21 protein-coding genes are annotated in these 22,483 nt (G+C 71.4%); 13 read left to right on the top strand and 8 right to left on the bottom strand.

Features of this window, described 5'->3' with window-relative positions:
• Positions 1 to 74: 74 nt before the first annotated feature.
• The 8 genes from ABD987_RS05675 (at position 75) to ABD987_RS05640 (ending at position 7,290) form a co-directional block, all read left to right on the top strand.
• A complete protein-coding gene (locus tag ABD987_RS05675) occupies positions 75 to 851 on the top strand; it encodes a GntR family transcriptional regulator (RefSeq protein WP_345387667.1) in 777 nt (258 codons plus the stop codon).
• 177 nt (positions 852 to 1,028) lie between these two features.
• Positions 1,029 to 2,147 carry a TIGR03364 family FAD-dependent oxidoreductase gene (locus tag ABD987_RS05670; protein ID WP_345387665.1) on the top strand — a complete coding sequence of 373 codons (1,119 nt, stop codon included), beginning with the start codon at positions 1,029 to 1,031 and terminating at the stop codon, positions 2,145 to 2,147.
• Positions 2,144 to 2,818, top strand: coding sequence for a phosphonatase-like hydrolase (locus ABD987_RS05665; protein ID WP_345387664.1), 675 nt, complete (start codon positions 2,144 to 2,146; stop codon positions 2,816 to 2,818). Before ABD987_RS05670 ends, ABD987_RS05665 begins: the two co-directional genes overlap by 4 nt.
• Before the next feature lie 14 nt (positions 2,819 to 2,832).
• The gene (locus ABD987_RS05660) at positions 2,833 to 3,867 is read left to right on the top strand and encodes a 2-aminoethylphosphonate ABC transporter substrate-binding protein (RefSeq protein WP_345387663.1); all 1,035 of its coding nucleotides are present in this window, start codon (positions 2,833 to 2,835) and stop codon (positions 3,865 to 3,867) included.
• Positions 3,864 to 4,943, top strand: coding sequence for an ABC transporter ATP-binding protein (locus ABD987_RS05655; RefSeq protein ID WP_345387661.1), 1,080 nt, complete (start codon positions 3,864 to 3,866; stop codon positions 4,941 to 4,943). The genes ABD987_RS05660 and ABD987_RS05655 overlap by 4 nt, the downstream gene beginning before the upstream one ends.
• Positions 4,944 to 5,019: 76 nt before the next feature.
• Positions 5,020 to 5,949: a 2-aminoethylphosphonate ABC transporter permease subunit gene (locus ABD987_RS05650; RefSeq protein WP_345387659.1), complete on the top strand. Its 930-nt coding sequence runs from the start codon at positions 5,020 to 5,022 to the stop codon at positions 5,947 to 5,949.
• The gene (locus ABD987_RS05645) at positions 5,927 to 6,724 is read left to right on the top strand and encodes an ABC transporter permease (RefSeq protein WP_345387657.1); all 798 of its coding nucleotides are present in this window, start codon (positions 5,927 to 5,929) and stop codon (positions 6,722 to 6,724) included. The genes ABD987_RS05650 and ABD987_RS05645 overlap by 23 nt, the downstream gene beginning before the upstream one ends.
• 41 nt (positions 6,725 to 6,765) lie before the next feature.
• Positions 6,766 to 7,290 carry a hypothetical protein gene (locus ABD987_RS05640; protein ID WP_345387655.1) on the top strand — a complete coding sequence of 175 codons (525 nt, stop codon included), beginning with the start codon at positions 6,766 to 6,768 and terminating at the stop codon, positions 7,288 to 7,290.
• A 72-nt stretch (positions 7,291 to 7,362) separates the two neighbouring features.
• Here the strand turns inward: ABD987_RS05640 and ABD987_RS05635 are convergent, their stop codons facing one another.
• Together ABD987_RS05635 and ABD987_RS05630 are read right to left on the bottom strand one after the other, a co-directional pair.
• Complete coding sequence (locus ABD987_RS05635) at positions 7,363 to 8,559, bottom strand: S53 family peptidase (protein WP_345387653.1); 1,197 nt, start codon at positions 8,557 to 8,559, stop codon at positions 7,363 to 7,365.
• Between the two features lie 294 nt (positions 8,560 to 8,853).
• Complete coding sequence (locus tag ABD987_RS05630) at positions 8,854 to 10,785, bottom strand: putative Ig domain-containing protein (protein WP_345387651.1); 1,932 nt, start codon at positions 10,783 to 10,785, stop codon at positions 8,854 to 8,856.
• A 137-nt stretch (positions 10,786 to 10,922) separates the two neighbouring features.
• Between ABD987_RS05630 and ABD987_RS05625 the strand changes: the two genes are divergently transcribed.
• On the top strand, positions 10,923 to 11,948 hold the full coding sequence (locus tag ABD987_RS05625) for a helix-turn-helix domain-containing protein (RefSeq protein WP_345387649.1): 1,026 nt from the start codon (positions 10,923 to 10,925) through the stop codon (positions 11,946 to 11,948).
• Positions 11,945 to 12,484: a hypothetical protein gene (locus ABD987_RS05620; RefSeq protein ID WP_345387647.1), complete on the top strand. Its 540-nt coding sequence runs from the start codon at positions 11,945 to 11,947 to the stop codon at positions 12,482 to 12,484. Before ABD987_RS05625 ends, ABD987_RS05620 begins: the two co-directional genes overlap by 4 nt.
• 147 nt (positions 12,485 to 12,631) lie before the next feature.
• Here the strand turns inward: ABD987_RS05620 and ABD987_RS05615 are convergent, their stop codons facing one another.
• From ABD987_RS05615 to ABD987_RS05600, 4 genes are all read right to left on the bottom strand, one after another.
• Positions 12,632 to 14,293 (bottom strand): fumarate hydratase, encoded by a 1,662-nt coding sequence (locus tag ABD987_RS05615; RefSeq protein WP_345387645.1) that lies wholly within the window; start codon positions 14,291 to 14,293, stop codon positions 12,632 to 12,634.
• A gap of 882 nt (positions 14,294 to 15,175) precedes the next feature.
• Positions 15,176 to 16,207, bottom strand: a complete 1,032-nt coding sequence (locus tag ABD987_RS05610; RefSeq protein WP_345387643.1) for a sigma-70 family RNA polymerase sigma factor — start codon at positions 16,205 to 16,207, stop codon at positions 15,176 to 15,178.
• 320 nt (positions 16,208 to 16,527) lie between these two features.
• Positions 16,528 to 16,953, bottom strand: coding sequence for a D-aminoacyl-tRNA deacylase (gene dtd / locus ABD987_RS05605; RefSeq protein WP_345387641.1), 426 nt, complete (start codon positions 16,951 to 16,953; stop codon positions 16,528 to 16,530).
• Positions 16,950 to 18,467, bottom strand: a complete 1,518-nt coding sequence (locus tag ABD987_RS05600) for a DUF7782 domain-containing protein (RefSeq protein ID WP_345387639.1) — start codon at positions 18,465 to 18,467, stop codon at positions 16,950 to 16,952. The genes dtd and ABD987_RS05600 overlap by 4 nt, the downstream gene beginning before the upstream one ends.
• Positions 18,468 to 18,494: 27 nt before the next feature.
• Here ABD987_RS05600 and ABD987_RS05595 point away from each other — a divergent pair, with 27 nt between their 5' ends.
• Positions 18,495 to 19,760: an amidohydrolase gene (locus ABD987_RS05595; RefSeq protein ID WP_345387637.1), complete on the top strand. Its 1,266-nt coding sequence runs from the start codon at positions 18,495 to 18,497 to the stop codon at positions 19,758 to 19,760.
• A 17-nt stretch (positions 19,761 to 19,777) separates the two neighbouring features.
• Entirely contained in the window at positions 19,778 to 20,113 is a 336-nt protein-coding gene (locus ABD987_RS05590) for a DUF3099 domain-containing protein (RefSeq protein WP_345387635.1), read from the top strand.
• Here ABD987_RS05590 and ABD987_RS05585 read toward each other — a convergent pair.
• Positions 20,110 to 21,135, bottom strand: a complete 1,026-nt coding sequence (locus ABD987_RS05585; RefSeq protein WP_345387633.1) for an Lrp/AsnC family transcriptional regulator — start codon at positions 21,133 to 21,135, stop codon at positions 20,110 to 20,112. The two genes, ABD987_RS05590 and ABD987_RS05585, sit on opposite strands and share 4 nt — an antisense overlap.
• 93 nt (positions 21,136 to 21,228) lie before the next feature.
• Here ABD987_RS05585 and ABD987_RS05580 point away from each other — a divergent pair, with 93 nt between their 5' ends.
• Positions 21,229 to 21,945 (top strand): SDR family oxidoreductase, encoded by a 717-nt coding sequence (locus ABD987_RS05580; protein WP_345387631.1) that lies wholly within the window; start codon positions 21,229 to 21,231, stop codon positions 21,943 to 21,945.
• Positions 21,946 to 21,967: 22 nt separating this feature from the next.
• Here the strand turns inward: ABD987_RS05580 and ABD987_RS05575 are convergent, their stop codons facing one another.
• Complete coding sequence (locus ABD987_RS05575; protein ID WP_345387629.1) at positions 21,968 to 22,459, bottom strand: DUF1772 domain-containing protein; 492 nt, start codon at positions 22,457 to 22,459, stop codon at positions 21,968 to 21,970.
• Positions 22,460 to 22,483: the final 24 nt, after the last annotated feature.

Here is a 22,483-nt window from a genome sequence, read left to right as displayed (position 1 = left end):
ATCCTTCGCTCGTGCCTGCCGGGTCGCGGGACAGCGAACCACGGCGGCGCCCGCAGGGCCTAGTGTCGGGTCCCGTGAGCGCACGTTCCTCGCTGAGCCGCCCCTCCGCCGACGGCCCCGTTCGCGACGGGATCCCCGAACACGGCCGCATTCCGCGCTACTACGCGGTCAAGGTCGGCCTCCTGGAAGTGATCGCCGAACTCGGCGAGGGGAGCGCGCTGCCCGCCGAACGGGAGCTGTGCGAGCGGTTCGAGGTCTCGCGCGCGACGGTCCGCCAGGCGGTCGGGGAACTGGTGCTGGAGGGCAGGCTCAGCAGGCGGCAGGGGAGCGGCACCTTCGTCGCGCCGCCGAAGATCGTGCAGCCGCTCGCGCTCGTCAGCTACACCGAAGGCCTGCGGCGGCAGGGGATCGAGCCCGGCCGGAACGTGATCACCCTCGAACGCCGCGCCGCCGGACCCGCGCTCGCCGCCGACCTGCGGATCGAGCCCGCGGACGAGATCATCCACATCGAACGGGTGCTGCTCGCCGACGCCGAACGCGTCGGGCTCGAATCGACCTACCTGCGTGCCGCCCGGTTCCCGACGCTGCTCGACGTGTTCGACCCGGAACAGTCGCTCTACGCCTGCCTGCGGGAACGGCTCGGTGTCGTGTTCGACGGCGCCGAGGAACGCGTCGAAACCGTGCTCGCGACGCCGCGGGAGGCGCTGCTGATCGGCACGAACCCGGCGCTGCCGATGCTGCTCATGCACCGGATCTCGTGGGGACCCGACGGCGAGCCGTTCGAACGGGTCCGATCGCTGTTCCGCGGCGACCGGCTGAGCTTCATGACCCGCCTCGGCCGCGTCGAATAGTCACGGCCTCTGAAGGCCACCTTGAGGGACTTGAGTTCCCTCAAGGTGGCCTTCAGAGGCTTTCCGGGGATAAGATAACGGAAAGATAACTCGTCCGGTCCAATATTCGGGGGTACTTCACCCGGCGTTCGTCCGGCGGCCAGGCTCCGTTGGCGGCCCCCGGCGAGCGTATGCGGCGTGCGAATTCTTGTTGTGGGCGGTGGCGTGCTCGGCACGATGCACGCCTGGCAGGCCGTCGAACGCGGTCACGAAGTGGTCCAGCTCGAACGCGAACCCGAGGCGCGCGGCGCGTCCGTGCGGAACTTCGGGCTGGTCTGGGTCGGGGGCCGCGCCTCCGGCCCCGAGCTGGCGACGGCGCGGCGCGCGCGGGTGCTCTGGGAGCGGATCGGGGAGCGGGTGCCGGGCGCCGGGTTCCGGCCCAACGGCTCGCTCACCGTCGTCCGTACCGAAGCGGAACTCGCCGTCGCGCGGCAGGTGGCGGCGGGCGCCGAGGCGGCCGACCGCGGTTTCAAGCTCCTCGACGCCGCCGAGACCCGGGAACTGAATCCCGCGCTGCGCGGTGACTTTCTCGGCGCGCTGTGGTGCGACCGCGACGGCGCCGTCGAACCCCGCGTCGCGCAGCCCGCGCTGCGGGCCGCGCTCGAAGCCACCGGCCGCTACACCTGGCTGCCCGGCCGCGAGGTCCGTGAGCTCACCGGCGACGGCGTCGCCGACGACCGGGGCGAGCGGCACACCGGCGACCTCGTGGTGTTCTGCACCGGCGCCTGGCTCGGCGGGCTCGTCCGCGAACTGGCCGGGCCGATCCCGGTGCGCCGCGTCCGCCTGCAGATGGCCCAGACCGAACCGCTCGGCGAGCCGCTCACCACGAGCGTCGCCGACGCCGACAGCTTCCGTTATTACCCGGCCTATCGCGGGGAAGCCCTCGACGCGCTCAACGCCGGGCAGCCCCAGGGCGAGGTGGCCGCGCGCCACGCCATGCAACTGCTGATGGTGCAGCGGCTCGACGGCTCGCTGACCGTCGGCGACACCCACGAGTACGACGAACCCTTCGGCTTCGACGTCGACGAGGACCCGTACGACCATCTCGCCGAGGTCGCCGGCGCGCTGCTCGGCCGTCCGCTGCCCCGGATCCGCCGCCGCTGGGCCGGGGTCTACGCCCAGGCCACCGACCCGGCGCGCATCGCGCACCGCGCCCGGATCGCCGAAAACGCCGTGCTGGTCACCGGCCCCGGCGGCCGCGGCATGACCTGTTCACCCGCCATCGCCGAAGACACCGCAGAGGAGCTGGGACTGTGACCACCGAACTGGCCGTACTGGACATGGCGGGCACCACCGTCGCCGACGACGGGCTGGTCGTCCGCGCCTTCACCGCCGCCATCGCCTCCGCCGGGGTGTCCGAAGAGGACAGCCGGTATCCGGGAATGCTGAAGTACGTCAAGGACACCATGGGGCAGTCGAAGATCACCGTCTTCCGCGCCATGCTCGGCGACGAGGCGAAGGCCGTCGCCGCCAACGAAGAATTCCAGCGCGCGTACGAAAAACTCGTCGCCGACGGCGAGTGCGCGCCCATCCCCGGTGCCGAGGACGTCATCCGCGGCCTTCGCGAGAGTGGCGTCAAGGTCGCCCTCACCACCGGGTTCGCCCCCGCCACCCAGCGGGCCATCCTCGACGCGCTGGGCTGGCACGACCTCGCCGACCTCGTGCTCGCGCCGGGGGAGGGCGTCCGCGGGCGTCCGTACCCCGACCTCGTGCTGACCGCCGCGATGCGGCTGGAGATCGGCGATGTGCGCAACATCGCCGTCGCCGGGGACACCCCTGTCGACGTCCACACCGGACTTCGTGCCGGTGCGTCCATTGTGGCCGGTGTGCTCACCGGCGCCGGCAAACGCGGCGAATTCCTCGAAGCGGGGGCCACCCACGTCCTCGATTCGATCCGTGACCTCCCCGACCTGCTGAACCCTGCCTGAGGAGCGAGAAGGACATGAAGACCACCACCATGCGGGTGCTGACGGCCACCCTCGCCGCGACCCTGCTCGCCGTGCTGACCGCCTGCGGCGGCACCGCGGGCGGCGCGAGCGGCGACAAGAGTGTCGTGGTGTACACAGTGGACGGACTGGAGGACTGGTACACCGCCCGGTTCGAAGAGTTCAAGGCCAAGACCGGCATCACCGTGCAGGCGGTGACCGCGGGTTCGGGCGAGGTGGCCTCCCGGGTCGAGAAGGAGAAGGCCAACACCCAGGCCGACGTCCTGGTGACGCTGCCGCCGTTCATCCAGCGCGCCGCCGCGCAGGGCCTGCTCGCCCCGTCGGGCCCGCAGGGCACCGACCAGGTGCCCGCCGCGCAGAAGGACCCGCAGGGCCGCTACTTCGCGCTGATGAACAACTACCTGAGCTTCATCCACAACGCGCAGAGCCCGGCGCCGAAGACCTGGGACGACCTCCTCGCGCCGTCGCTCAAGGGCAAGGTCCAGTACTCCACCCCCGGCGAGGCGGGCGACGGCACCGCCGTGCTGTTGCAGCTCCAGCACGTGCTCGGCGAGCAGGGCGCGCTCGACTACCTCCACCGGCTGGAGGCCAACAACGTCGGCCCGTCCTCCTCCACCGGCAAGCTCCAGCCCAAGGTCGCCAAGGGCGAACTCCTGGTGGCCAACGGGGACGTGCAGATGAACCTCGCCGAGATCGACAAGAGCGGCGGGTTCTCGGTGTTCTTCCCGGCCGACGCGCAGGGCAGGCGCTCGACGTTCGCGCTGCCGTACTACGCCGGGCTCGTCACCGGCGCGCCGCACGCCGAGAACGCCAAGAAGCTGCTGGACTTCCTGTTCTCGCCCGAGACCCAGGCGAAGGCCGCCGACGCGTACGGCATCCCGGCCCGCGCCGACGTCACCACCAGCGGCCCGAAGGCGGAGAAGGTCAAGGCCGCGCTGTCCGGTGTGGACATCTGGCAACCGGACTGGACCGCGGTGCTCGGCGGCCTCGACGCCTCCCTCACCGCGTACAAGAAGGCCGTGGGCCGATGACCCCCGCGGTCGAGTTCCGCGGCATCGAAGTCCGCTTCGGACGGACGAGGGCGCTGGCCCCGCTCGACCTCACCGTGGCGCGCGGCGAGACGCTGGCCATGCTCGGGCCGTCCGGTTCGGGGAAGTCGACCGCGCTCAAGGCCCTGGCGGGGTTCGTCCGCCCGAGCGCGGGCCGGGTGCTGCTCGACGGGCGGGACGTCACCGACCTCCCGCCGCACCGGCGGGGTCTCGGCGTCGTGGTGCAGAGCTACGCGCTGTTCCCGCACATGCGGGTCGACGGCAACGTCGCGTTCGGGCTCAGGGCGCACGGGGTGTCCAAATCGGACACCACGCGCCGGGTCGGTGAGGTGCTGGACCTCGTCGGTATGGGCCAGTACGCACGGCGCTACCCGAGGGAGCTTTCCGGCGGGCAGCAGCAGCGCGTGGCGCTCGCCAGGGCGCTGGCGATCCGCCCCCGCGTGCTGCTGCTCGACGAGCCACTGTCCGCTTTGGACGCCGCGCTGCGCGAGGACATGGTCGCCGAGCTGCTGCGGCTGCGGGCCGAGCTGCCGGACACCACGCTGGTCTACGTCACCCACGACCAGGGCGAGGCGCTGGCGCTGGCCGACCGGATCGCGCTCATGCGGGACTCGCGGCTGGTCGAGACCGGCCCGTGCGAGCAGCTCTACCGGCGGCCCGCGACGGAGTTCGCCGCGAGCTTCCTCGGCGCCGCCAACCTCATCCCGGTGGAGCTCATCCGCGCCGAGGGTGACCGGCTGGTGACCGTCCGCCTCGGCGGGCGCGAGCTGGCCGCCGAGCCGACCGGTGCGATCGCCGACGGGCAGGCCGTCGCGCTCGGCGTGCGGCCGCACCGTGTCGAGGTCCGCGCGGCCGGTTCCCCGGACGCGCTCCCGGCGCTGGTCCGCGGGGTGCGGTGGCGGGGCAGCGGCTACCGGGTCGACCTCGAACTGCGGCACGACGGCAGCGAGATCCGCGCCGAGGTGTCCGGTGTGGACGGTCTGCCCGGGGTCGGCGAACCGGTCGGGGTGTCCATTCCGGACGGATGCCCGCTGGTCGGGATCGGGGCCGGAACATGAGCGACGCTTGCGAGCGAATCATGGATATCATGCGCCAGAAGGAATTGGACACTGTCTCGCGGAGCGAGGCGATCGCATGACTGGTATCGCGCTCGAAGCGACCAGGAGCCGCCCCCGGGAGCGGGGCGGCTCGCGGCGTGGCTGGCTGCCCTGGTTGCTGCCGCCGCTGGTCGTGCTGCTCGGGTTCTTCGGCTATCCGCTGGTGCTCGTCGCGGGCCAGTCGCTGACGGCGAAGTCCGGCGCGGTGGGCCTGTCGGTCTGGGGTGAGGTCCTCGGTTCGGCCGAGTTCCGCGACGCGCTCTGGCAGACCGTCGTGCTCGCGCTCGGCGCGACCGCGGGGTGCGTGCTGCTCGGCACGTTCCTCGCGCTGGTGATCGCGTTCGTGCCGTTTCCCGGCGCGCGGACGCTGTCGCGGCTGGTCGACACCGTGCTGGCCTTCCCGTCGTTCCTCATCGCGCTGGCGTTCACGTTCCTCTACGGCAGCGCGGGAATCCTCGGCGCGGGCGGGTTCCTCTACTCGCCGTGGGGCGTGCTGCTGGCGGAGATCACCTTCTACACCCCGTTCGTGATGCGCCCGGCGCTGGCCGCGTTCGGGCAGGTCCCGGGCGCGCAGCTCGACGTCGCGGCGAGCCTCGGCGCGAAGCCGGGCCGGGTGCTGTGGCGGGTGGTGCTGCCCGAGGCGCTGCCGTCGCTGGCCTCGGGCGCCTGTCTCACCACGCTGCTGGCGATGAACGAGTTCGGGATCGTGCTGTTCCTCGGCGCCAAGGACGTCGCCACGCTGCCGACGCTTATCTATGGCAAGGCGATCGTGACCTTCGACTTCCCCGCCGCCTGCGTGGTCGCGATGGTCAACGTGGCGCTTTCCCTTGCGCTGTACGGGATCTACCGATGGGCCGTCGGAGGCACGAGGAGCTTACGATCGCGCAGCCGCTCGTCGGGCCGACCGGGTGCGGGTGTCCCGCAAGACACAGAGGGAGGGCGTCGTGCTGCTGTGGACGCGGCGTAGCAAGGTCGTGCTGTGGGCGGTGTTCGGCGTGCTGTTCATCGCGGTCGTGCTGGCACCGCTGGTGATGATCGTGCTCGCGTCGTTCGCCGGGCACTGGACCGGGGTGCTGCCGGGCGGGTTCACCGGCGCGCACTTCGCCGGGGCGTTGTCGGGGGAGACGTTCGCGAGCCTGTCGGTGAGCGTGCAGACCGGGGTGCTCGCCTCGGCCGCCGCGGTGCTGCTCGGTACGTGGGCGGCGCTGGCGGCGGAGAAGGCGCCGCCGCGGGTGCGGCGGGTGGCCGACACCGTGTTCCACCTGCCGATCGCGGTGCCCTCGGTGGTGCTCGGGCTGGCGCTGCTGGTCGCGTTCAGCCGTCCGCCGCTCGCGTTCAACGGCACCCGCTGGATCGTGCTGCTCGGGCATCTGATGATCCTGCTGCCGTTCGCCTACAGCACGGTCACCGCCGCGATGGCCAGGGTCGACCCGCTGCTCGCGCAGGCGGCGGCGAGCCTCGGCGCGAGCCCGGCGCGGGTGCTGCTGCGGGTCCGGATCCCGGTGCTGCTCCCGGCGATGTCGGCGTCGGCGAGCCTCGCGCTCGCGATGTCGATGGGGGAGCTGGGCGCGACGATGATGCTGTACCCGCCGGACTGGCGCACGCTCCCGGCGAGCATCTTCGCGCTCACCGACCGTGGCCAGGTGTTCCTCGCCTCGGCGAGCACGGTGCTGCTGCTCGCGGTGACGCTGGCCGGGGTGGTGCTGCTCGGGCTCGTCCGCGGCCGCGCGGCGCGTCGGTGAACACGTGCAACCTGGCGGGCACCCGGTACCGTCTGGAGGATATGCGGAACGCGGTGAAGGTACTCGGGATCGGCGCGGTGCTGGTGCTGGCGGCGGCCTGTCAGGGCGAGGCGCCGTCGACGCTCCCGGCGAAGGTCACTGATTCGGCCTCGCCGCCGCCCTCGTCGACGGCGCCGCCGTCGACGTCGGCCACCCCGCCGATGGCCCCGCCCGGCACGTTGCCCGGCGCCCCGCCGGGTCAGAGCCGGCCGACCCAGGGCGTCCCGGCGGGCGACACGGCCCTGCCCGCGACCCAAGTCGACAGCAGCGGGATGGGTGACGGCTACCCGCGTCCGGTCGCCGCGGGCGACGGCGGGAAGACGCTGTACGTCCAGGAGGAGCAGCGCGGCTGCGACCAGGTCGACGCCCGGGTCACCGAGCAGGACGACCGCCAGGTGGTCGTGCTGGTCACGGTGGTGCGCGCGGCGCGCAGCCAGATCTGCCCGGACCATGTCCGGGAGATCTCCCTGCCGGTCACGCTCACCGCGCCGATCGGGCCCCGCAAGGTCGTCCTGCGCCGGGGCTGACGACGCTCCGTGGGGGCCTCCCTGAGGGACTCTAGTTCCCTCAGGGAGGCCCCCACGGACCACCGGATCAGCTCAGGCGGTGAACGCGGCGGTCCCGTTCGGGGTGCCGAGCCCGGTCGGACCGTCCCAGCCCGGACCGGCGTTGCACTGCTGCTGGGCGTCACAGGAGCCGTTGCTGCCCTCGGTGACGTCGTTCAGGTTCCCGGTGTGCGCGTACGGGTAGGCACCGGGAGTGTCGGACGCGCCGGGGGTGCCGGCGAGTGCGTAGACCGAGGCGATGATCGGTGCGGACGCGCTGGTGCCGCCGTAGACGGCCCAGCCGCTGCCGCCGTAGGTCTGGTAGACGGCGACGCCGGTCTGTGGGTCCGCTACGGCGGACACATCGGCGACGGCCCGCTTGTCACAGCCGGTGTCGGTGTTCTGGAACGACGGCTTGGGCACGCTGCCCGAGCAGCCGCTGCCCGCGCCGTTCCACGCGGTCTCGGACCAGCCGCGATCGCCACCGCCCTTGGTGAGCGAGGTGCCGCCGACGGCCGTCACGTACTGCGAGGACGCGGGGTAGCTGATGCCGTAGCCGCTGTCGCCGGTGCTGGCGGTGATGGCGACACCGGGATGCTTGAAGTAGCTGGTGTCGTAGGTGTTCTCGTTGCCGTCCTCGCCGCCGCCGTAGGAGTTCGACACGTATTTCGCGCCGAGGGTCACGGCGCTGTTGACCGCGGTGCCGAGATCGTCCATCGTCGGCTGGTCCGCCTCGACGAGCAGGATGTGGCAGTTCGGGCAGATCGCGGAAACCATGTCGAGGTCGAGCGAGATCTCGCCCGCCCAGCCGGTGTCCGCCTTGGGCAGCGGGCTTGACTGGCCCTTCTGGTTGACCTTCTTGAAACAGCCGTTGTCCGTGGTGCAGGCGGGCAGGCCGTAGGTGGACCGGTAGGTCGCGAGGTCGGATTCCGCGTTGGGGTCGTCGTAGGCGTCCACAATGGCCACTGTCGCGGAAGCGCTTCCCGTACCGGTCAGGTTGTACGCCGCACGCAGATCGGACGGTCCGTAGCCGCTCGGCGCGGCGTTCGGGGCCAGCCGGGCCCGGGTGGTGTCGGTCTGTCGCTGCGCGAAACACGTTGCCATGCCTGGTTTCGCGTGCTGGTCGCAGACATGGGCGGTCGGATGCGCCGCCGGTGCCGAGGGCGCGGCGGACGCGGGCAGCGCGGGCATGGTCAGTGCCAGGGCGGAGAACGCCGCCGTGGCGAGGATCCTTCGGGTGGAACGGGACATGAACCCTCCAGGGGTCTGCCGGTGGGGAATAACCAACGGTGTCCCGATCTGTACAACTCCTCGCGGGGTCGCGGTGGCGCACGGGTGTCACTGTCGCGATCGGGACAGCCCGCCCGTCCCGGCGATTCCCGAATGGTCCCGAATTCGATCGGGCATCCGGCGAATACCGGCCGCAAAAGGGACGAGACGGAAATCCCCGCCGCGCCTACTTTCGTCGGACGGCCCGCGAAACGTCCGTGGGGGCCTCCCCGAGGGACCTGGAGTCCCTCAAGGAGGCCCCCACGGACCGTGGGATCAGCTCAGCGTGAGCGCGGTGTCGTCCAGCGCGAACGACGTCTGGAGCGACGCGTCTTCCGTGCCGGTGAAGGAAATCGTGACGGTCTGCCCGGCGAGCGAGGACACGTCGAGCGTGTGCTGCTGGTAGCCGGAGGCGGCGTCGGCGTTGGAGTACGTCGCCAGCGTCTTCGAGCCCGCCTTCACGGTGAGCTTGTCGTACGCCGTCGAACCGCTCTCGGCGGTGTCGATGTGCAGCCAGAACGACAGCGCCGCGTGACAGTTCGCCGGAATGGTCACCGACTGGGAAACGCTGTCGGTGTGCGTGCTGCCGTAGCCGTCGAGGTAGGCCACGTGACTGCCCGAATGCGGTGCCTCACCCGCGGACGCGGTGCTGACGACGCCGCTGCTCGCGGTCCACGGGCTGGTGCCGTTCTCGAAGCCGGGATTGCCCAGCAGTTGGCCGGTGCAGTTCCCGCCAGGCGTCGTGATCGTCCACGAGAACGTGGTGCTGCCGGTGAGCCCGCCGCCGTCCTTGGCGGTCGCGGTGACCGAGTAGGTGCCCGCGGTCGTCGGCGTGCCCGAGATCAGCCCGTTCGCGGCGCCGATCGCGAGGCCGGGCGGCAGCCCGGTCGCGGTCCAGGTGTAGCCGCCGGACCCGCCGGACGCCGAAAGCCGCACACTCGCCACCGTGCCAACGACGCCGGTTTCGCCGCCGGGGTTCGCGACCGTCACCGTGCCGGGCGTGCCGCCACCGCTGGTGAAGGCCGCCGTCCCGTTCGGGGTGCCGAGCCCGGTCGGGCCGTCCCAGCCGGGACCGGCGTTGCACTGCACGGAAGTCGGGCAGCTGCCGTTGCTGCCGGTGGTCACGTCGTAGAGGTTTCCGGTGTGCGCGTAGGGATACGCGCCGGGAGTGTCCGACGTGCCGGGGGTGCCGGCGAGTGCGTAGACCGAGGCGATGATGGGTGCGGACGCGCTGGTGCCGCCGTAGACGGCCCAGCCGCTGCCGCCGTAGGTCTGGTAGACGGCGACGCCGGTCTGCGGGTCGGCGACGGCGGACACGTCGGCGTTCGCCCGCTTGGCACAGCCGGTGGTGACGTTCTGGAACGACGGCTTGGGCACGCTCGTCGAGCAGCCGCTGCCCGCGCCGTTCCACGCGCTTTCCGACCAGCCGCGGCCACCGCTGCTCCGCGACAACGACGTACCGCCGACGGCCGTCACGTACTGCGACGAAGCCGGGTAGCTGATGCCGTAACCGCTGTCGCCCGTGCTCGCGGTGATCGCCACCCCCGGGTGCTGGAAGTAGCTGGTGTCGTAGGTGTTCTCGCTGCCGTCCTCACCGCCGCCGTAGGAGTTCGACACGTATTTCGCGCCCAGCGAAACCGAGGCGTTCACCGCCGTCCCCAGATCCTCCATCGACGGCTGGTCCGCCTCGACGAGAAGAATGTGGCAGTTCGGGCAAATCGCCGAAACCATGTCCAGATCGAGTGAGATCTCCCCGGCCCAGCCGGTGTCCGCCTTGGGCAGTGGGCTCGTCTGCCCGTGTTCGTTGACCTTCTTGAAACATCCGTTCGCGGTGGTGCACGCGGGCAGGCCGTAGGTGGAGCGGTAGCTCGCCAGGTCCGATTCGGCGTTGGGGTCGTCGTAGGCGTCCACAATGGCCACTGTCGCGGAAGCGCTTCCACTGGCGGTGAGGTTGTACGCCGAGCGTAGGTCCGTGGGTCCGTAGCCGCTCGGCGCGGCGTTCGGGGCCAGCCGGGCCCGGATCGTGTCGGTCTGTCGCTGCGCGAAACACGTTGCCATGCCTGGCTTTACGTGCTGGTCGCAGGTGTAGGCGGTGGGGTGCGCGGCCGCCGGTGCCGAGGGCGCGGCGGACGCGGGCAACGCGGGAGCGGTCAGTGCCAGTGCGGAGAAGGCCGCCGTGGCAAGGAATCTTCGAGCGGAACGGGACATGAACCCTCCAAGGGGAGATTCATCCGAATGGGGATAACCCATCGATGTCACGTTGTATACAGTGCGTGGGTTCCCGCCGGTGACGTCGTCGTGTCAGTGGCGCAAAAGTGTCGATTCGCGCGGTCGAGGAGGCCCGGATGGTCCCGGACTCAATCGGTCATCTCCGGACTCTCGGTCTCAAAGAGGACGAGGCGGAAACCTATCTGCACCTACTTTCGTCGGGACCCGCCGCACCGGGAACCCTGGCCGCGGCGGCGGGCCGGGACGTCGCCGAAGTCCTGCGCTGCCTGGCCGTGCTGGTCGAGCACGGGCTGGCCGGCCCGGCCGAGGGCGACGAGAAGTCCGTCGTCGCGCTGCCCCCGGAGCTCGCGCTCGCGGCGCTCGTCCGGCGCCGCGAAGCCGACCTCGCCCGCGCGCGGATCGCCGTCACCCACGCCTTCGACCGGCGTCGCCGGAGCCCGGGCGCCGACCGCGCCGGGCAGTTCGTCGAGGTGATCGGCGGACCGGCCGCGGCCGAACGCGTGCGCCGGCTGGAACGCTCCGCCCGCACGGAGGTGCGTGGTCTCGATTCGCCGCCCTACTACGCCGACGCCGACGCCAACGAGGTCGAGCTGGAGAACCTCGCGCGCGGCGTCCGCTACCGCGCGGTCTACGGACGGCTCGCCCTGGAAAGACCCGAATACCTCGCCGAAAACGTCCTGCCGTGCGGAAAGGCCGGGGAACAGGCCCGGATCCTGCCGGAGGTTCCGGTGAAACTGCTCCTGGTCGACGACGACTACGCGGTGGTCTCGCCGGCGAGCGGCGCGGACCGCTCCTCGGTGCTGCTGATCCGCCCGTGCGGCCTGCTCGACGCGCTGATCGGGCTGTTCGACATGTGCTGGCGGGCCGCGCTGCCGCTGGGGATCGCCGCCGACGCCCCGGGATCCTCGGCGCGGCCCAGCGAACGACGGCTGCTCGGCCTGCTCGCGGCCGGGCTGACCGACGACCAGGCGGCCCGCGCGATGGGCGTGAGCAGGCGGACCCTGTTCCGGTACCTGGAGAACCTGATGCGCCGCACCGGCTCGGCCAACCGCTTCCAGCTGGCGCTGCACGCGATCCGCAACGCGTGGATCCAGGATCCGGTGCAACCCGGGGCGGACCCCGCTCCGTCCTTACGGGCATGAGGTACACAGCGAAGCTGGCCGGTGCAGGCCTGGTCCTCGTGTTCGCGACGGCCTGCGGCGGTCACACCACGACAGCGAAGCCAGCGACCAGCGACGGCGCGGCGGCCCCCAGCGGCAGCGCGTCGCCCTCGACGGCGCCATCCGGGTCACCGTCCGCGTCACCGGGCGCCAAACCGCCCGAATCGCCCCACGCGAACCCGCCCGGCAAGCCCCGCCTCGAGGTTCCCGAGGGCAGTACCCCGGTGCCGCCGGGCAAACTCGACGTCAGTGCGTTGCCATCGGGATTCCCGCACGAGGCGTACACCGCCAACGGCGGGGCCGTGCTGAACATCCGCGCCCAGGAGGGCGGCTGCGGGCACGCGCTCGGCTCGGCGATCGAGCAGACCGCGCAGCGCGTCGTCGTCGACCTGAGCGAGACGAAGGCCCAGACGGGCCAGATGTGCACCATGGACATCCGCTACCCGGTGATCTCGGTGCCCCTGGCCGCGCCGCTGGGCGAGCGGACCGTCGTCCTCAAGCACTCCCCGCCGAAGTAATCCAGCCCCGGTAGTTCAGCGCGCCGGGCTCGCGGAGCGGTTCCTGGAACCGCTCCGCGAGCCCGGCGTCCACCGGTCCGGCCTCGGTGCGCACCGCCTCGACGGCCGTTTCCGGCCATTGTGGACGGCCGGGCGAGATCCGCGGTTTCAGCGGAAACTGATCTGCAGCACCGGTTCCGAGGTGGCCGCGAAGAAGTCGTCGCCCTTGTCGTCGATGACGATGAAGGCGGGGAAGTCCTCGACCTCGATGCGCCACACCGCTTCCATGCCGAGTTCGGGGTACTCCAGCACCTCGACCTTGCGGATGCAGTCCTTGGCCAGCCGGGCCGCGGGGCCGCCGATCGAGCCGAGGTAGAACCCGCCGTGCTCGCGGCAGGCGGCGGTCACCTGCTGGGACCGGTTTCCCTTGGCCAGCATGACCAGCGAGCCACCCGCGGCCTGGAACTGCGCGACGTAGGAGTCCATGCGCCCGGCCGTGGTGGGGCCGAACGACCCGGACGCGTACCCGTCCGGGGTCTTCGCCGGGCCCGCGTAGTACACCGGGTGGTCCTTGAGGTACTGCGGCATCTCCTCGCCGGCGTCGAGCCGCTCGGCGATCTTCGCGTGCGCGATGTCGCGCGCGACGACCAGCGGCCCGGTCAGCGAAAGCCGGGTCTTGACGGGAAGTTCGGACAGCTGCGCGCGGATCTCGGTCATCGGCCGGTTCAGGTCGACCTGGACGACCTCGTCGGACAGGTCGTCCTCGGTGACCTCCGGCAGGAACCGCGCCGGGTCGCGCTCCAGCTGCTCGATGAACACGCCGTCGGCGGTGATCTTCGCCTTCGCCTGGCGGTCGGCCGAGCAGGACACCGCGATCCCGACCGGGCACGAGGCGCCGTGGCGGGGGAGCCGGATGACGCGGACGTCGTGGCAGAAGTACTTCCCGCCGAACTGCGCGCCGATCCCGAACTGCCGGGTCATCTCCAGCACCTGCTGTTCGAGATCGGTGTCGCGGAAGGCGTGGCCCAGCTCGGAACCGGTCCGCGGCAACGTGTCCAGATACCGCGCCGACGCGAGTTTCGCGACCTTGAGGTTGAACTCCGCGGACATGCCGCCGACCACGATCGCCAGGTGGTACGGCGGGCAGGCCGCGGTGCCGAGGCTCCGCAGCTTCTCGTCGAGGAACCGGGCGAGCCGCTTCGGGTTCAGCACGGCTTTCGTTTCCTGGTAAAGGAAAGTCTTGTTGGCGCTGCCGCCGCCCTTGGCCATGAACAGGAATTCGTACGCCGGGTCGTCCTGACCATCCTTGTGGTACAGCTCGATCTGGGCGGGCAGGTTGGTGCCGGTGTTGCGTTCCTCCCAGAAGTTCACCGGCGCCATCTGCGAGTACCGCAGGTTGAGTTCCTGGTAGGCGTCGAAGATCCCCCGCGACAGCGCGCGCTCGTCATCGCCGCCGGTGAGCACGCCCTCGCCGCGCTTGCCGATCACGATCGCGGTGCCGGTGTCCTGGCACATCGGCAGCACCCCGCCGGCGGAGATGGCGGCGTTGCGCAGCAGGTCCATCGCGACGAACCGGTCGTTGCCGCTGGCCTCGGGGTCGTCGACGATCGCGCGCAGCTGCTCGAGGTGTGACGAGCGCAGCAGGTGCTGGATGTCGGTGATCGCGGTCCGCGCGAGCCGGGTCAGTGCCCCGGGGTCGATCCGGAGGAACTTCCGGCCCGCGGCCTCGACCTGCTCGACACCTTCGGTGGTGAGCAGCCGGTACTCGGTGGTGGTGTCCTTGCCCAGCGGCAGGACCTCGGTGTGCTGGAACGGGGTGGTGGGCGCCACAGCGCGGCTCCTTTGCCGGGCGAATCGGGAACCCGCCCAAAGTACCCAACCCGGCCGGTCCGTCGCGCACCGTGTGCCATACGGCATGCCGGCGGTGTGTCACAGGGCAGGACCGCGTCTGCATCTTGCGGGCCGCGAATTGCGGGCGGTGGCGGGAAAATCGAAGGCGCCGCCTCGGTGACCGAAGCGGCGCCTTCGTAGCGGAAAGTCCGTGTGTGGCTGGGTCGGGAGGCCGGGCCCACCCCGACGGACCCGACCTCCCGGGGGGCGCGATCCGGACGTGGGGGACACATCCGACCGCGAAGCCTGGCCCGGTGCCACCCCCGCCGGAAACGTGACACCTGACACGACAGTGTCGTGACCCAGGTCATAAGAAGTCAACGCGGCCGAACGGGTGTAGCCGTCCGGTTCAATGCCCCGCCCCCGGAGTTCTCAAACCCCGCCCGCCCGAAGATCCCCGATCTTGATCGAATCACCACCGCCGGGTCATCGATCCGTGAAGGCCTCCTTCACAGCGTTGAGCGCCGCGAAGGGGTCCTTACCGGCATATACCCCGGGGACTCGCGCGGAGCTCCTCTCCCGGGCGGCCCCCATGCGCCCCAATGTGGCGTTCGGTGCGTCCAACGCACCGAACGCCACATTGGGTGCGTCCAGCGCACCCAATGCCACATTGGGGCGCTCGACCGCAGGCAAGCCCGACGCCGGTGAAGACCGAAACGCAAGTGAGTGAAGCAAGTGAGTGAAGCGCACGAGGTGACCACGGCAGGGGGTCCAGGGGGCTTGCCCCCTGGCGGGGGTTTGGGGGTTCGACCCCCAAAAGACACCCAGCTGACGCATTGGGGCGAGCGTGCTCCGCGAGCACAGCTCGCCCCAACAACCGCGTCAGCTGGCGTAGGCCCGCAGCCGGTCGGCGCGCTCGCCCTGGCGCAGCTTGGACATGACCTCGCGCTCGATCTGGCGGACGCGCTCGCGGGAGAGCCCGAAGTGCTTGCCGATCTGGTCGAGGGTGCGGGGCTGGCCGTCGTCGAGGCCGTAGCGCAGCCGGATGACGTGCTGTTCGCGGTCGTCCAGCGTGGCCAGGACCCGGCGGAGGTCGTCCTGGAGGAGCCCGGAGATGACCGCGCTCTCGGCGTCGGTGGCCTCGGAGTCCTCGATGAAGTCGCCGAGCGGCGCGTCCTCCTCGGTGCCGACCGGCATGTCCAGGCTTACCGGGTCACGCGAGTGGTCGAGCAGGTCGGAGATCTTGTGCGCGGGGATGCCGGACTCGGCGGCCAGCTCCTCGTGCGTGGCGTCGCGGCCGAGCTGCTGGTGCAGGTCGCGCTTGATGCGGGCCAGCTTGTTCACCTGTTCCACCAGGTGGACCGGCAGCCGGATGGTGCGCCCCTGGTCCGCCATGCCGCGGGTGATGGCCTGGCGGATCCACCAGGTGGCGTAGGTGGAGAACTTGAACCCCTTGGAGTAGTCGAACTTCTCCACCGCGCGGATGAGACCCAGGTTCCCCTCCTGGATCAGGTCGAGCAGCGGCATCCCCCGGCCGGTGTAGCGCTTGGCGAGCGAGACCACGAGGCGGAGGTTGGCCTCCAGCAGGTGGTTCTTCGCGCGGTGGCCGTCACGCACCAGCGCGGCCAGCTCGCCGCGCCGCTTGGTGGTGAGGTTCTCCCCGGTCTCCAGCATGTGCTGGGCGAACACACCGGCTTCGATGCGCTTCGCGAGCTCGACCTCGTCGGCCGCGGTCAGCAGGGCGGTCTTGCCGATGCCGTTGAGGTACACGCGGACGAGGTCGGCGGCGGGGCTCTGCGCGTCGAGGTCGGCGTCGGTGAGCGCCCCCACGCTCGCCGGTTCGTCGATCTGCTGGGTGGGAATCCCGCGTTCGCGAATCCCGCGCGCTTCGCGTTCGAGAGTCTGGACTGACATTCTGCCTCCCCGGTCACGGGCTGAACGTGCTGCGGTGTGTCACGCCGGTCTGCACCCTGCGCGTCGGGCCCTGTGGAAAACCCGGTGCGCGGGCCCAGCCGGCTTGGGCTGGACACTTGGGTCAACGCGCCGGGTTTCCGAAACGTTCCCGGCTCGCTGAAAAGGAGACGGGCGTACCGCGGCACCGGTTGCTCGACCAATGCTGAGCCTTTCCTGAGAAAACTCGGCCTGGAACCGGAAACCTGGGGAAATGCTGAGAGCGCCGGGGGAATTCGCGCACGGGGAAGTCCCCCGCGCGCGGGAGGAAAATCCAGTGTGGTCTAAACCTCCACGAGCACGGTGAACGGTCCGTCGTTGACGCTCTCCACCGCCATCATCGCGCCGAAAACCCCGGTCGCCACGGTCGCGCCGCGCCCGCGCAGTTCGGCGACGACGGCGTCCACGAGCGGCTCGGCGACCTCCGGACGGGCCGCCTTTCCCCACGAGGGCCGCCTGCCCTTCTTCGTGTCCCCGTAGAGCGTGAACTGACTCACCACGAGCAGCGGGGCACCCGCGCCGGCACACGACTGTTCGTCGCGCAGCAGCCGCAGTTCGTGCAGTTTCCGCGCCATCACCGCCGCCTTCGCGACGTCGTCCTCGACGTGAATTCCCAGCAATACCAGCAAACCCGGCTCGTCGATGGCGCCGGTCACCGTGCCGTCGACGGTCACGCTCGCCCGGCTGACCCTGGCCGCCACCGCCCTCATTCCGCCACCGGGACGAGCATTCCGTGCCGCACCAGCTCCCGGACCACGGGCAACGCGGTGGCGGTCAGCTCGTCCGCGTCGAGGCCCTGCGCGGCGGCCAGCAGCTCGATCAGGTCCTCCAGCGGCAGCGCGCCCTGACAGCCCGCGAGCAGCCGCGCGGCGAGGTCGTCGACCTCGTGCTGCCAGCCGGGCCCGTCGGTGCGGTGCAGGCGCCGGATGGTGGTCCGCCAGCCCTCCTCGCCCGGCTCGTCGACCGACTCCAGCAGCACCGTCGGCGGCACCCGGAACCGGACATCCGGGAGCGAATCGCCGTTGTGGCGCAACCAGTCCACGCGGTCGAGCCAGCGTCCGGCCTCCGCGCCGAGCGGGTCGTCGTAGGCCTGCCGCAGGTCCTCGCAGACGACCGTCGGGGTGACCCCGCTCGCCCGCCGCAGTGTGACGAATCCGAACCCGATGCCACGGACGTCGTTGGCGGCGAACCAGTCCAGCCACGCCGCGGACTTCGCCCGCCCCTCCGGCGAACGCGGGTCGATCCCGGCGTCGCGCAGCCAGGTGCCGACGTAGAGACCGGGGTCGGCGACGTCCCGCTGCACGAACCACGCGTCGGTCTCCGCGGGCAGCCAGCGCGCCACCCGGTCGCCCCAGTCCTCGCCGCCCACGTGCAGCCACGAGGCCAGCAGTTGCCCGACGCCGCCCTCGGTCAGGAAACCGGGCAGCTGGCGCACCACGAGCGCGCTCGCGTCGTCCCCGGCGAGACCGGAGTCACGGTAGGTGTAGTCGACGCGGGCCGGGCCGACCACGAACGGCGGATTGCACACGATCTGGTCGAACCTCCGCCGCGCGACCGGCGCGAACCATTCGCCGTGGGCCAGCTCGACGTCGAGTTCGTTGAGCCGGAAGGTCGCGCTCGCCAGTGCGAGCGCACGGCCGGACAGGTCCGTCGCGGTCACCCGCTGTGCGTGCCGGGTCGCGTGCAGTGCCTGGACGCCGTTGCCGGTGCCCAGGTCGAGCAGGCTGCCCACCGGGCGGCGGCTGGTCGCCCGGATCAGGCTGAGCGAGGCGTGCCCGACACCGAGCACGTGGTCCTCGGGCACGGCGTGGCCGAGCGCGTCGGAGTCGAGGTCGGCCACCACCCACCACGAGCCGTCGTCGTCGCCGTGCGGGCGGATGTCGAGCGCCGCGCGGAAGGAGTCTCCTGAGGAATCGCCGCCCCGCAGCACCCCGGCGGCGACCGCGTCTTCGGTGCTCAGCGGCGCGAAGGCCGCCTTCACCTCGGCAGCGGGCTCGGCGCTGCCGAGCAGGAAGAGCCGGATCAGGGTGCCGAGCTCGCCCGCGTCGAGGCTCGCGCGGTGGGCCAGCTCCGGCTCTCCGCGCCCGAGCGCGGCGTGCGCGGCACCGCCGAGGACGGCGACCACACCGTCCGCGTCGTATCCGGTGCGCTGGAACGCCTCGCGCAGGCGCGCGCAGACGTCGTCGGACAGGTCGGGGGCGCCGGGGACGGCAAACGTGCTCACGGTCGGTAAGCCTGCCACGATGACCACGTGAGCAACGAACGTGTCCTGGCCCCGCTCGAAGCGGCCCTGCCTGATCTCGAAGCGCTTTATGTCGACCTCCACCAGCACCCCGAGCTGTCCTTCGCGGAAACCCGCACCGCCGGGATCCTCGCCGCCCGGCTCGAACAAGACGGTTACGAAGTGCACACGGGCATCGGCGGGACCGGGGTGCTCGGCATCCTGCGCAACGGCGAGGGCCCGGTCGTCATGCTGCGTGCCGACATCGACGCGCTGCCGGTCGAGGAGAAGACCGGCCTGTCCTACGCGAGCACCGCGCGGGCCGCCGACGAGCAGGGCCGCGACGTGCCGGTGATGCACGCGTGCGGGCACGACATGCACGCGACCTGGCTCACCGGCGCCGCCGCGCTGCTGGCCGCGGGCCGCGACAGCTGGTCGGGCACGCTCCTCGTCGTCTTCCAGCCGGGGGAGGAGCAGGGCGCCGGCGCGGAGCGGATGGTCTCCGACGGGCTGTTCGACCTGGCCCCGAAGCCGGACGTCGTGCTCGGCCAGCACGTCACGCCGGGTCCCGCGGGCTGGGTGCTCACCCGGCCCGGGGTGATCATGGCCGCCACCGACTCGCTGCGCGTCACCCTGCACGGGCGCGGCGGGCACGGTTCGCGCCCGGAGACGACCGTGGACCCGGTGGTGCTGGCCGCCTCGGTCGTGCTGCGGCTCCAGACGATCGTCTCCCGCGAGATCGCCGCCACCGACTCGGCCGTGCTCACCGTCGGCTCGCTGCACGCGGGCACCGCGGCGAACGTCATCGCCGACGACGCGGTGCTGGAGATCAACATCCGCTCGTTCGACACCGCCGTCCGCGACCGCGTGGTCGCCGCGGTGCACCGGATCGTGCGTGGCGAGGCCGAGGCCGCGGGCGCGCCGAAACCGCCGGAGATCGAGACGATCGCGAGCTTCCCGGTGACCCGCAACGACGACGCCGCGACCGGCGAGCTGAGCGGCGTGTTCCGCGCGCACTTCGGCGACTCGCGCGTGATGGAGGCGCCGCTGGTGACCGGCAGCGAGGACTTCGGCCACTTCGGCACCGCGACCGGCGCGGCCTCGGTGTTCTGGCTGGTCGGCGGAATGGACGCGGAGGCGGTGATCAGCGCGATGACCGAGGGCCGCTTCGAGAAGGACATCCCGTCCAACCACTCGGCGAAGTTCGCGCCGGTCCTGCACCCGACACTGCGGACCGGCGTCGAGACCCTGACGGTCGCGGCTCTGCACCGTTTCGACGGCCCCTCTGTCGGGTAGTCCCCCAGGGTGAGACGATGGGATACGGAGGTGGTGCTGTGAACGCGCCCGCCCACGGTCCCGACCCGGTGCTCATCACCGCGGCGGCCCCGTCGTACGACGACCAGCTGGCGGCACGCAAGCGGAAGTACGTCATCATGATGGGCTGCCGTATCCCGTGTCTCATCCTGGCCGGGCTGACCTACCACACCTGGTGGCTGGCGCTGATCTTCCTGGTCATTTCGGTGCCGCTGCCGTGGGTCGCGGTGCTGATCGCCAACGACCGTCCGCCCCGCAAGTCCGAGAAGGTCAACCGCTACCAGCACGAGGCCAAGGCGGTCGAGAGCAGGAACCACCAGGTGATCGACGGTTAGGCGAGCCGGTCGCCGGACAGCAGCGTGCCCGCCTGCTTGACGTGCCGCAGCACCGGCGAGACCTCCATGCTTTCCAGTCCCGGCAGGGAACCGATCCGATCCGTGGTGAACTCGAACAACTCGTCGAGATCCCGGCAGTGGGCGACGGCGTGCAGGTTGTGCGGCCCGGAAACCGCTGCGGCGAAAGCGATCTCGGGCATTTTCGCCAGTGTCCGCCCGACGCTTTTGACCGCCGACGGATGCACGCGGAGCCAGAGGTTCGCCCGCGCGTGATAGCCCAGCGCCGCCGCGGCGATCTCGACGTCGATGTGCACGACCCGGTGCGCCAGCAGCGCGTGCAGACGGCGTGACACGCGTCCTGGCGTGAGGCCGGAGGCCGCGCCGAGGTCGACGAGACTGGCGCGGCCGTCCCCGGCGAGGACGTCGAGCAGCTTTTCGTCCTCGGGCGCGAGCCGGACGGGTTCCCTGGCGACGACCGGGGCTTCGGTGAAGGGGCCGCCTTCGTTCCCCAGCGCCGCTTCCTGCTCCGGTGTCAGCGTTCCGCTGAGCGCGGCCCAGTAGTGGCCGCGGCCCCCGACGAACTGGCGGAGCAGCGCGGACGCGTGGATGTCGAGCACCGCCGCGGTGCGCGGCAACCGCCTGCCGAGCAGGTCGTCGCGCTGCTCCCGCGTCCGTGACCGGACCGCGCAGGTGATCTCCGAGCCCGCCGCGCCGAGGGAGATCCAGCTGACGTCGTCGCGCCGCGCGAGGGCGTCGGCGATCGTCGCGACACTGCCGGGACGGCAGCGCAACCGCACCAGCCACCTGCCCTGCCCCAGCGCGCCGGGGTCGACGATCCCGGCGACCCGGACGACGCCGTCGGCACGCATCCGGCGATATCGGCGGCCGACCGCGTTCTCGGTGAGGCCGAGCACGTCCGCGATCGCGGCGAAGGAGGCCCGCGGCGCGACCTGGAGCGAGCGAATGATTCGCACATCATCGGGCTGCAAATCGCCGGATTCGCTCATGAACGCTCCCGTCATGAAGGCAATCCTACGGATCAGCCCTTCAAAGATGACCCGGACGAGGAAGCGCGGAAAGACTGGGGACGTATCCACGAATCCCCAGGGGACAAAATGACAGCACCAGACACGGACAACGACCGGCCGGTCGCGCTGCTCGCCGGCGCGTCACGCGGCCTCGGGCACGCCCTCGCCGCCGAACTCTTCGACCGGGGCTGGGACGTCGTCGGCACCGTCCGCGACACCACCGCCCGGACCCCGCTGCGCGAACTCGCCGACCGCTCCGGCGGGCACGTCACCGTCGAGCGCCTCGACATCACCGAGCCCGATCAGCTGGCTCCGCTCCGCGAACGGCTCGCGCACCGGCGGCTCGACCTGCTCTTCGTCAACGCGGGGACCACGAGCAACGAGCAGACCCCGATCGGCGCGGTGCCCACCGCCGACTTCGTCGAGGTGATGGTCACCAACGCGCTCGGCCCGCTGCGGGTCATCGAGGCGCTCGAAGACCTCGTCACCCCGGACGGGCTCATCGGCGCGATGTCCTCCGGCCAGGGCAGCATCACCAACAACACCACCGGGCTGCGCGAGGTCTACCGGGGCAGCAAGGCCGCGCTGAACATGTTCCTGCGGAGTTTCGCGGCGCGGCAGGCGGACACGAAGCGCGCCTTCGTGCTGATGGCGCCCGGCTGGATCCGCACCACGCTCGGCGGCCCCGGCGCGCCGCTCACCATCGAGGAGACCGTGCCGCGCGTGGTGGACGTCCTGCTCTCCCGGCGGGGGACACCCGGGATCGCCTACCTGGACCGGTTCGGTCAGACCGTGCCCTGGTGACGCCACGGTCCACGCCGCGACGTCACTCGGGTCGAGGACCGCGGTCGTTCGTGATCACGCGGGACAGCGATGCCAGCGCCCCGGCGAGCGCGGCGAGGCGGATGCCGTTCACGGCGTGCCAGGTGGTGACCAGCCGGTGCCGCTCAGGCTCGGGCAGCGGCTCGCCGGAGGCCAACAGGCGCGCGTTCACCGTGCGGATCAGGTAGCCGCTCAGCGCCGCCGCCGACACCACACACGCGGCGTTGGCTACGATCACGCGCCGGTCGGCGCCCGACCTCCAGCACCGCGACAGCGCGAGCGCGGTCGAGCCGAGGGCCGCCGGTCCGGTCGGTGCGAAGTACCGGACGGGACTTCCCGCGGCGAGCAGCCCGCTGGACCGCCGGGGCCGGGCGTCCGCGAGCAGTTGCGGTATCCCGACCACGCCCTCGTAGAGGTTGCCGAAAAACCAGGCTGTCTGGGCCACGCGGGCCGTGCCGAGCCACCGGGATCGGTGTCGCGGCTTGCGAACGGTCATAACGGCGATGATGGCAGAAGTACG

This window comes from Amycolatopsis samaneae (assembly GCF_039541975.1).
Classification (GTDB): Bacteria; Actinomycetota; Actinomycetes; order Mycobacteriales; family Pseudonocardiaceae; genus Amycolatopsis; species Amycolatopsis samaneae.
The sequence above is the reverse complement of the archived record's forward strand: the minus strand, read 5'-3'. Positions and strand labels throughout refer to the sequence as shown.

What these genes read in the sequence shown, in the direction of transcription:
- ABD987_RS05660 (WP_345387663.1), top strand. Translation starts at nt 2,833, where the DNA reads ATGAAGACCACCACCATGCGGGTGCTGACGGCCACCCTCGCCGCGACC.
- ABD987_RS05655 (WP_345387661.1), top strand. Translation starts at nt 3,864, where the DNA reads ATGACCCCCGCGGTCGAGTTCCGCGGCATCGAAGTCCGCTTCGGACGG.
- ABD987_RS05650 (WP_345387659.1), top strand. Translation starts at nt 5,020, where the DNA reads ATGACTGGTATCGCGCTCGAAGCGACCAGGAGCCGCCCCCGGGAGCGG.
- ABD987_RS05640 (WP_345387655.1), top strand. Translation starts at nt 6,766, where the DNA reads ATGCGGAACGCGGTGAAGGTACTCGGGATCGGCGCGGTGCTGGTGCTG.
- ABD987_RS05635 (WP_345387653.1), bottom strand. Translation starts at nt 8,559, where the DNA reads ATGTCCCGTTCCACCCGAAGGATCCTCGCCACGGCGGCGTTCTCCGCC.
- ABD987_RS05630 (WP_345387651.1), bottom strand. Translation starts at nt 10,785, where the DNA reads ATGTCCCGTTCCGCTCGAAGATTCCTTGCCACGGCGGCCTTCTCCGCA.
- ABD987_RS05625 (WP_345387649.1), top strand. Translation starts at nt 10,923, where the DNA reads ATGGTCCCGGACTCAATCGGTCATCTCCGGACTCTCGGTCTCAAAGAG.
- ABD987_RS05620 (WP_345387647.1), top strand. Translation starts at nt 11,945, where the DNA reads ATGAGGTACACAGCGAAGCTGGCCGGTGCAGGCCTGGTCCTCGTGTTC.
- ABD987_RS05610 (WP_345387643.1), bottom strand. Translation starts at nt 16,207, where the DNA reads ATGTCAGTCCAGACTCTCGAACGCGAAGCGCGCGGGATTCGCGAACGC.
- dtd (WP_345387641.1), bottom strand. Translation starts at nt 16,953, where the DNA reads ATGAGGGCGGTGGCGGCCAGGGTCAGCCGGGCGAGCGTGACCGTCGAC.
- ABD987_RS05590 (WP_345387635.1), top strand. Translation starts at nt 19,778, where the DNA reads ATGGGATACGGAGGTGGTGCTGTGAACGCGCCCGCCCACGGTCCCGAC.
- ABD987_RS05585 (WP_345387633.1), bottom strand. Translation starts at nt 21,135, where the DNA reads ATGACGGGAGCGTTCATGAGCGAATCCGGCGATTTGCAGCCCGATGAT.
- ABD987_RS05580 (WP_345387631.1), top strand. Translation starts at nt 21,229, where the DNA reads ATGACAGCACCAGACACGGACAACGACCGGCCGGTCGCGCTGCTCGCC.
- ABD987_RS05575 (WP_345387629.1), bottom strand. Translation starts at nt 22,459, where the DNA reads ATGACCGTTCGCAAGCCGCGACACCGATCCCGGTGGCTCGGCACGGCC.